At 70.0% G+C, this 8,388-nt stretch carries 9 protein-coding genes and 1 tRNA gene; 5 read left to right on the top strand and 5 right to left on the bottom strand.

Annotation, left to right across the window (positions count from 1 at the left end; all coding sequences use genetic code 11):
- Positions 1–122: 122 nt before the first annotated feature.
- A tRNA-Gly gene (locus Q0R63_RS07660) sits at positions 123–196 on the bottom strand.
- Between the two features lie 103 nt (positions 197–299).
- Here Q0R63_RS07660 and dcd point away from each other — a divergent pair.
- The 3 genes from dcd to Q0R63_RS07645 all read left to right on the top strand — a co-directional run bounded on the left by dcd (position 300) and on the right by Q0R63_RS07645 (position 3,027).
- Positions 300–875, top strand: a complete 576-nt coding sequence (dcd, locus tag Q0R63_RS07655; RefSeq protein ID WP_295695956.1) for a dCTP deaminase — start codon at positions 300–302, stop codon at positions 873–875.
- A 270-nt stretch (positions 876–1,145) separates the two neighbouring features.
- Positions 1,146–2,540 (top strand): sialidase family protein, encoded by a 1,395-nt coding sequence (locus Q0R63_RS07650; protein WP_295695954.1) that lies wholly within the window; start codon positions 1,146–1,148, stop codon positions 2,538–2,540.
- A 55-nt stretch (positions 2,541–2,595) separates the two neighbouring features.
- On the top strand, positions 2,596–3,027 hold the full coding sequence (locus Q0R63_RS07645; protein WP_295695952.1) for a DUF3253 domain-containing protein: 432 nt from the start codon (positions 2,596–2,598) through the stop codon (positions 3,025–3,027).
- Positions 3,028–3,040: 13 nt separating this feature from the next.
- Here the strand turns inward: Q0R63_RS07645 and Q0R63_RS07640 are convergent, their stop codons facing one another.
- Positions 3,041–3,760 carry an SDR family oxidoreductase gene (locus tag Q0R63_RS07640; protein WP_295695950.1) on the bottom strand — a complete coding sequence of 240 codons (720 nt, stop codon included), beginning with the start codon at positions 3,758–3,760 and terminating at the stop codon, positions 3,041–3,043.
- 188 nt (positions 3,761–3,948) lie between these two features.
- On the opposite strand from Q0R63_RS07640, the gene Q0R63_RS07635 reads away from it, so the two are divergent.
- The gene (locus Q0R63_RS07635) at positions 3,949–4,641 is read left to right on the top strand and encodes an alpha/beta hydrolase (protein WP_295695948.1); all 693 of its coding nucleotides are present in this window, start codon (positions 3,949–3,951) and stop codon (positions 4,639–4,641) included.
- 75 nt (positions 4,642–4,716) lie between these two features.
- Here Q0R63_RS07635 and Q0R63_RS07630 read toward each other — a convergent pair whose 3' ends face one another.
- The 3 genes from Q0R63_RS07630 to Q0R63_RS07620 all read right to left on the bottom strand — a co-directional run bounded on the left by Q0R63_RS07630 (position 4,717) and on the right by Q0R63_RS07620 (position 7,157).
- On the bottom strand, positions 4,717–5,697 hold the full coding sequence (locus Q0R63_RS07630) for a glycine betaine ABC transporter substrate-binding protein (protein WP_295695946.1): 981 nt from the start codon (positions 5,695–5,697) through the stop codon (positions 4,717–4,719).
- A 78-nt stretch (positions 5,698–5,775) separates the two neighbouring features.
- Positions 5,776–6,507 carry an ABC transporter permease gene (locus Q0R63_RS07625; RefSeq protein ID WP_295695944.1) on the bottom strand — a complete coding sequence of 244 codons (732 nt, stop codon included), beginning with the start codon at positions 6,505–6,507 and terminating at the stop codon, positions 5,776–5,778.
- Positions 6,504–7,157, bottom strand: coding sequence for an ABC transporter permease (locus Q0R63_RS07620; protein WP_295695942.1), 654 nt, complete (start codon positions 7,155–7,157; stop codon positions 6,504–6,506). The genes Q0R63_RS07625 and Q0R63_RS07620 overlap by 4 nt, the downstream gene beginning before the upstream one ends.
- Positions 7,158–7,226: 69 nt before the next feature.
- Between Q0R63_RS07620 and Q0R63_RS07615 the strand changes: the two genes are divergently transcribed.
- On the top strand, positions 7,227–8,363 hold the full coding sequence (locus tag Q0R63_RS07615) for a betaine/proline/choline family ABC transporter ATP-binding protein (RefSeq protein WP_295695958.1): 1,137 nt from the start codon (positions 7,227–7,229) through the stop codon (positions 8,361–8,363).
- Positions 8,364–8,388 lie beyond the last annotated feature (25 nt).

Below are 8,388 nucleotides of genomic sequence, written 5' to 3'. Positions count from 1 at the left end.
GCCACCATGAGGGGTGACTCGGGCCGACCTTTGGGCACGTGGCGGGCACGTGGCAGGCAAGTTCGGGGGAGCCGGGCGAAAGTGGTCTGGGCTTGCACCGCTGTGACCTGCGACTTCGTGTGTGGAGCGGGCGACGAGAATCGAACTCGCGTGTCCAGCTTGGGAAGCTGGCGCTCTACCATTGAGTTACGCCCGCGCGGCCGCAGGTCAACTCGCGGCGCGTGAGGCAGCATAACCGATCTGTCGGCGGCGGGGGCCACGCGGCATACGGGGGCAGGCCGGCGGGATAGCCTCTCCCCGTGCTGCTCTCCGACAAGGACATCCGGGCCGAGGTCGAGGCCGGGCGGGTCCGGCTCGACCCGTGGGACCCCGAGATGGTCCAGCCGTCGAGCGTCGACGTGCGCCTCGACAAGTACTTCCGGCTGTTCGACAACCACAAGTACCCCTACATCGACCCGGCCGAGGAGCAGCCCGACCTCACCCGGCTCGTCGAGGTGGCGACCGGCGAGCCGTTCATCCTCCACCCGGGCGAGTTCGTGCTGGGCTCGATCCTCGAGACGGTGACCCTGCCCGACGACGTCGCGGCGCGCGTCGAGGGCAAGTCGAGCCTCGGCCGACTCGGCCTCTTGACCCACGCGACAGCGGGATTCGTCGATCCGGGGTTCAGCGGCCACGTCACGCTCGAGCTGTCCAACGTCGCCACGCTGCCGATCAAGCTCTGGCCTGGGATGAAGGTCGGGCAGCTGTGCTTCTTCCGGCTGTCCAGCCCGGTCGAGAACGTCTACGGCAGCGCGAAGTACGGCTCGCACTACCAGGGTCAGCGCGGGCCGACGGCCAGCAAGTCGTTCCAGAACTTCCACCGCACCGAGGTCTGAGAACCGCAGCCTCCGAGTCGACCGACGGCGGTCTCCACTTCTCGGGTTGCGATGTCAGTCCTCGAATGCAGACTGTGCCTACCGACAAGTTCGTGACTCCGGGAGGGCATCGTGACGGGACAGACCTCAGCGCCAGACGTTCGGTCAGCACGGTTTCGGGGGGTTCTTGCTCGGAAGGGCATGCTGGCCCTCGCAGTGATACCGACGGTTCTCCTGTGGGGTGCCGTCCCGGCGCTCGCGTCCGGTGGTGGTCCCCCGGCGGTGTTGAACGTGGGCCAGATCGGGAGCCAGGACGTGCCCGTCCTGCCGGGGTCGGAGGCGGACACGCTGGTAGAGCCGGACGTGGCGGTGTCACCCGTCAGCTCGGACATCGCCGTGGCGGCCTCGCACGACGGCCGGTATCCCGACGGCGGCGCGGTAGGCGTCGAATATACCTGGACCCACGACGGCGGCCGCACCTGGCATCACCAGCCGTTGCCCGGTGTGACCAAGGCAACCGGCGGGCCGAGCACCTGGGAGCGGGCGAGCGACCCGATCGTGGCGTTCGCACCCGGCGGGTCGGTCTACATCTCGACGTTGGTCTTCAACTCAGGCTGTGACAGCGCGGTGCTCGTGTCCAGGAGCGCCGACGGTGGACAGACGTTCGCGGCACCCGTCGAGGCCCACCGCAGTGCCACCTGCGCCGTCTCGGACGACAAGAACGTCCTGGTCGTGGATACCAGCGCCACCAGTCCTCACCGTGGCCGCGTCTACCAGTTCTGGACCCCGTTCCTGACCGATGTGTTCAGTCACCCGGACGGCTCCCCGCAGGCCGTGGTCTGGTCCGACGATGGTGGCCGGACCTGGAGCAGCCCGGTCAACGTCAGCGCGCCCCACGCCAACTCCCAGGACTCGCAGCCGATGGTGCAACCGGACGGCACCGTCGTCGACGCCTACATCGATTTCGGTGGCAACGGGTCCGCCGAGGGGCCGGAGGCGGCCGGCCTGCGGGGGGCGGCGCGGCACGCGGCACCGACGACGCCGTCGTCACCTTTCGGCGGTGCTGCGGCGGCCCCCCCGGTCGTCACGACGATGATCTCCAAGGACGGCGGGTCGACCTGGACGCCCGGCGGGAGCGTGACCAAGGACCTGGGCGGCGGCCCGCCCGGATTTCGGTGCTGCCTGATCTCCGCGACCGTCGACCCGGTCTCCGGTCGGCTGTTCGCCACCTGGAACTCGGCCGACCCGACCAAGGTCAAGCTCGCCTCCTCGGCGGACGGGTCGACGTGGTCGGCGCCGGTGGTCGTGAACCGCCCGACGTCCAGCCTGCTCGGGGTCAACTCGGACGTCTCCGCCAACGCCGGCACGGTGTCGGTCTCGTTCGGGCTGACCAACGTCGACACCACCACGGGCCGCTTCGGACGACAGTTCGTCGCCACCTCTCGTGATGGTGGGGCCCACTTCGGGGTCCCGGTCGCGGTCGGCCCACAGATCGACTACGCGTATGCGGCGCAGGCGAGGGGGATCTTCCCTGGCGACTACATCGGGTCGGCCATGAGCAAGACCCGCCTGTATGCCGTGTGGGTCGTGTCCAGCGCGCCTGCGAAGCCGGGCGTCACGCATCACCAGGTGCTGTTCGGGGCAACCTTCGACACTGCCCCGGCTCGGCCGGCTGCTGCATCCTGACGTCGCGCCGACCCCGGGGCACGCGGCATACGCGGGCAGGCGCATGCTGGAGCGCATGGGTCGGCAACGGGCACCGCGGACGGATCCGGGCTCTCCCGATGACGCTGATGTCCGACAGCCGACCGAGAAGACCTGTCGCTCGTGCGGACGCCGGATGGAGGAGCGTCGGGCCTGGCGCGGGCACGCCGACGAGGTGCGTTACTGCAGCGCCAGCTGCCGCCGGCACGGTGTGACGGCGACCGACCGACAGCTCGAGGCGACCATCCTCGAGCTGCTCGGCAACCGGGCCCGGTCGGCGACCGTGTGCCCCTCGGAAGCCGCGCGACTGGTGGGCGGCGGCGACGAGGACACCTGGCGGCCGCTGATGGAGCCGGCCCGGCGGGCAGCCCGACGTCTGGTCGCTGCCGGAGACGTCGTGATCGTGCAGGGTGGGCACGTCGTCGACCCCTCCACCGCGAAGGGCCCGATCCGCATCCGTCGGGTCTGACCCCCGGACAGCCTCAGAAGGCACTGACCCCGCGGACCCGGTGGCCGACCGAGATCGACTCTCCCGACACGGCGCCGGCGGCTCGGGAGGTCAGGAACGTGACCAGCGCGGCCACCTGTTCCGGGGAGGACTCGCCCGGTGCCCCGGCCGCGACCTCGGCGGCCGGATCGGTCGTGACGACGCCGGGGTTGACGACGTTGACGGTGACGCCGGTGCCTGCGACCGAGTCGGCCAGGGCCTTCGAGGCGACGATCACGGCGGCGTTGCGCACCGAGCCGGTGATCGAGCCGGTGAGGTAGGCGTTCTGCCCGCTGACGTTGACGACCCGGCCGAAGCCGGCGGCGACCATCTGCGGGAGGACCGCGTTGCAGCAGCGGAGGTAGCCCATCGCCTTGGCCTCAAAGGCCTGGGTCACCTGCTCAGGGTCATTGTCACGCGCCGGGTCGAGGGTCCGCGCCGACGGAGCGGCGGTGTTGACGAGCACCCCGATCGACCCGTGCTCGGCCATGACCTGGGCCACGGCTGCTTCGACCGACGTCGTGCTCAGGGTGTCGATGGTGACCACTCCGACTGCGGGGTCGATCGACGCCGCCACCTCGGCGAGCCGGTCGGCCGACCTCGAGGCGAGCACGACGGTCGCCCCCTCCGCGTGCAGGGCACGGCCGACGGCCTCCCCGATGAGGCCGCTCCCGCCGACGACCAGGGCAACGACGCCGTGCAGACCGAGATCCATGGCCAAGCTCCAGATGGGGTAGGGGTAACGGGGAGGCGTGCTCGCGGTGGTTCCCCCCACACGTTCGGTATACAGCACCACCTCGCGTCCAGCATTGACCTCGACCGGGGTGTGGCATCCGCCGTCCGGAACGGCGTCGAAGACACCCTGTGAGCATTCTCCCCGTTTGGCGGCATACGGTGACCGACGTGCCCACCGCCGACCTCCGGTGGGACTCCACGCCCGAGTCCCCCACCGCCGTTGTCCTCGTCCTGCACGGGGGCCAGGAGCGCAGCACCCTGCCCGCCGCCTGGTGGCAGCTCCCGGTCGTGCGGATGCTGCCTATCGCTCGCAACGTCGTGCATGCGGGAGACGGACGGCTCGCCGTCCTCCGGAGCCGGTATGCCGTGCGGGGTTGGAACGATGCCCTCGCCAGCCCGGTGCGGGACACGGAGCAGGCCCTCGAGACGATCGCCGTGCGCTACCCCGGGGTCCCTGTCGTGCTCATCGGCCACTCGATGGGCGGCCGCGTCGCCCTTTCGCTCACGGGTGACGAGCGCGTCTCGGCCGTGGTCGGCCTGGCGCCGTGGATCGAGCGGACCGACAGCTACGCCCCGCACGATGGCGTGCGTCTCCTCCTCATCCACGGACTGGCGGATCGGATCACCTCACCGACGGCCAGCCGCCACCTCGTGGAGCGCCTCCAGCAGGAGGGGCGTCAGGCCTCCTTCGTCGGCCTCTCCGGTGAGAAGCACGCGATGCTGCGCCGGCGTCGGACATGGGACCAGCTGACGACCGGCTTCGTCGCCGCCCACTCCGGGGTGGAGATGAGCGGCGCCGAGACGTCGGATGTCATCCTCGGCCGAACCGCGTCGTCCGAATTGCTGCTGACGACGATCTGATCGACCGACCTGGGTCGCTCGAGGTGACACCGCGCTCCGGGGAGCGCGATTTCACCTCAGGCCGGGTGGGAAGGGTCAGGGGATCAGCTGCTTGGACTGCAGGTAGGCCTTCGCGACGTCCTCGGCCTTCTGGCGGTCGTTGTCGACCTTTCCGTTGAGTGTGTAGAGGTCATCGACGGTCAGGACCGCGGCGAGCTTGTCCAAGGTCGCCGCGACCTTGGGGTCCGTGACCTTCTTGATGTTGTAGAACGGCGTGAGGTTCTCGGCCGACTGGAGCACCTTGTCGTCCTTGAGGGCGATCAGGCCCTTGGGTGCCAGGGTGGCGTCCGTGGTGCCCGACTCACCGACGTCGACCTTGCCGTCGAGCACGGCCTGGGCGAGCGCGACGGAGCCGAAGTTGTAGCTGTCGTCCAACGTGAGCTGGTTCAGGCCGTAGACCTTCTTCAACCCGTTGATGCAGTAGGGCTGGCTCGACGCGCCGCAATAGGTGTCGGCTCCGAGCTTCAGGGGTTTGTTGAGCGCGGCCAGCTGGGACAACGTCGTGAGGTTGCCGTTCTCGGCGGCGAACTTCTTCGTGACGTAGAAGGAGTTCTGGTCCTGGGCCGCGGCCGGCGTGAACGCGCCGATGCTGGCCTTCGCGCCGATCGCCTTGAAGTCGGCGACCTCCTTCGCGGTGTCGTTGGAGCTGTAGGTCGTGTCCTTCGTGCCGTTGACCTGGTTGCCCAGGAACGTGAGGGTCGTGCCGAGGTAGTCCGGGACCACGTCGACCTGACCGCTCTTGAGCGCGTCGAAGAGCACCGGCCGCTGGGCCTTCTTGGTGGTGACCGTGAACCCGGCGTTCTGGAGCAGCAGGACATACATGCTCTGCATGATGTTGGCCTCGGTGAAGTCCTGGGCACCGACGACGAGGGCGGCCCCGCCGCCGCTGGCCGTGCCCGTGGCCCCGGGGGTGAACGCGTTGCCTCCGCCGCTGCTGCAGGCCGTGAGGCCGAGGATGCCAACGGCAGCCGCGGCGAGAAGTGTCCGGGGGTGGATGAGGGAAATGTGTGCGCGCATCGTCGACCTTCTGTGTCCCGCGGAGAAGTTCTCCGCGCGTGTCAGGTGAGTACCCCGCCGTACTCGAATGGACACAGGCTAGTCGGAAGCACCGACGGCTACGGTCGCACCCGTCGGGGTTGACCCGCTGCGGGCTCGTCGACCGGGCGCTCCGGCGGGGGCGACGGCGCGTTCGAGCAGCTCGAAGAGGGCCTCGACGACCAGCGCGAGCGCCCCGACGAGCACGGCGCCCGCGAGGAGCATCGGCTGGTCCTGACGGCTGAAACCCTGGGTAATGAGCCGTCCCAGCCCGCCTGCCCCGACGAGGGCGGCGATGGTCGCCGTGGCCACGACCTGCACCCCGCCCAGTCGCAGGCCCTGGACGATGAACGGTGCCGCGAGCGGGAGCTCCACCCCGCGCAGGACCTGCCAGCCGCTCATGCCCATCCCGCGGGCGGCGTCGACGGCGGCCCCGTCGACCTCCCGCACGCCGACATAGGTGTTGGTGAGGATCGGCGGGATCGCGAAGAGGACGAGCGAGGTCACCACCGTGAGCTGGCTGTTGCCGAAGGGCGAGGGAGCCAGCGTCAGGAGGACGAGGATGGCGAAGGTGGGGACGGCCCGACCGACGTTGCCGATGTTGAGGGCGACGACGCCACCCTTGCCGATGTGACCGAGCCAGAGTCCCAGCGGGACCACGATGAGCGCGGCGACCAGCAGGGAGACGACGGACAGCAGCACGTGCTGGCGGAGCAGGGCGAGGGCTCCGGCGTCGCCGGTCCAGTTCGAGCCGTTGCCGAGCCACGCCACGAGGTCGGTGAACCAGCTCATGCCGGCCTCCCCCGTCGCCACGGTGTCGCGAGCCGCTGGATCCCGAGGAGCAGCAGGTCGACGACGAGGGCGAGCACGACGCAGAGCACGGAGGCCGTGAGCACCTGCGGCTTGAACAGGGAGCGGAGCCCGGCGTAGATGAGGTCGCCGAGTCCTCCGTAGCCCACCACCGCGCCCACGGTCGTCAGGGCCACGGTCGACACCGCTGCGACCCGGACACCGGCCATGATCGAGGGGAGGGCCAGTGGGAAGCGGACCTGCCACAGCAGCCTGGTCGGTCCGTAGCCCATCCCTTGGGCTGCCTCCACGACCTGGTCGGGCACGGCCGCCAGACCGGTCACCAGCGCCCGGACCAGGATGGTGAGCGAGTAGAGGACGAGGCCCACGATGACGGTGGTGGGGGAGAGCCCGGTGAAAGGCAGCAGCAGGGAGAAGAGGGCGAGGGACGGCACCGTGTAGATGATCGTGGAGGCACCCAGGACGACCGACTCCAGCCATCTCCAACGTCGGGCGACGAGGGCGAGGGGCACCGAGACGAGCGCCGCGACGACCAGGCTGATCACAGTGATCTGGGCGTGCAGGGCCAACGCGTCCAGCAGCTCGGTCCTGCGTGAGGTGAGGTATTCACCGCAGATCCACTCGTTGCGCACGAGGCATCCATCGGCAAGGGTTGCGGCATGACCACTGAGCGGCACGCCGACGACGCTACATCCCCCGTGATGATCCGTCTCGACGGCGTGGGCAAGATCTATCCCGACGGCACCGTCGCGGTGAAGAGCCTCGATCTCGAGGTGCGCAAGGGCGAGCTGCTCGCGCTCGTCGGGCCGTCGGGCTGCGGCAAGTCCACCCTGCTGCGGATGGTGAACCGTCTCATCGAGCCGACGTCGGGGCGGATCGAGCTCGACGGCGACGACGTGACCGACGTCGACCCGGTCGCCCTGCGGCGCCGGATCGGCTATGTCATCCAGGCCAGCGGCCTCTTCCCCCACCAACGGGTGCGCCAGAACGTGATGACCGTGCCGACCCTCCTCGGGTGGGACAAGAAACGGGCCCGCGCGCGTGCTGACGAGCTGCTCGAGCTCGTCGGCCTCGACCCGGCGACCTTCGGTGACCGCTATCCGCACGAGCTGTCGGGCGGCCAGCAGCAGCGCGTGGGCGTGGCCCGGGCCCTCGGCGCCGATCCCGACGTCCTGCTCATGGACGAGCCGTTCGGGGCGGTCGACCCGATCCAGCGCGATCGGCTCCAGGCCCAGTTCCGTTCCATCCAGGCCGACCTGGGCAAGACCGTCCTCCTGGTCACCCACGACATCGACGAGGCCGTCCGGCTCGCCGACCGCATCGCGGTGCTCAGCGTCGGCGGCAAGCTCGAGCAGGTGGCGTCGCCGGCGGAGGTGCTGGGCACGCCGGCCAACGACTTCGTCGCTGATTTCGTCGGCTCCGACCGGGGTCTGCGGCGGCTGGCCGTGACGGCGATCGACCCCGACGACCTCGAGCACCCGCCGACCGTGGCGCCCACGGACCTGCTGGCCGTCGCCCACCAGATCGTGTCCCACGCGCCCGAACCCTTCGCGGTCGTCGTCGACGAGCACGGGATGCTGCGGGGCTGGGTGGGCGAGCGCGAGCTCAAGGACGATGACGCCGGCAGTGCGCACGTGTCGGACCGGTTGCGTCGCTTCGACGAGACCATCGAGGTGGGCGACACCCTGCGCCGAGCGCTCGCCGAGATCGTCCAGCACGACGCCGGCTGGCTCCCCGTCGTCGAGGGCGACCGCTACCTCGGCGTGCTGACCCCGACCTCGGTCCACGCCGCGCTCCGCCGCGCCGTCCCGGCCTCGCATCCCGAGATGGTCCTGTAACCCCTTGCGTCCGGCAGGTCGGTAG

It is taken from the genome of Lapillicoccus sp., assembly GCF_025353065.1.
GTDB lineage: Bacteria > Actinomycetota > Actinomycetes > Actinomycetales > Dermatophilaceae > Lapillicoccus.
This window is presented reverse-complemented; position numbering and strand designations above follow the sequence as displayed.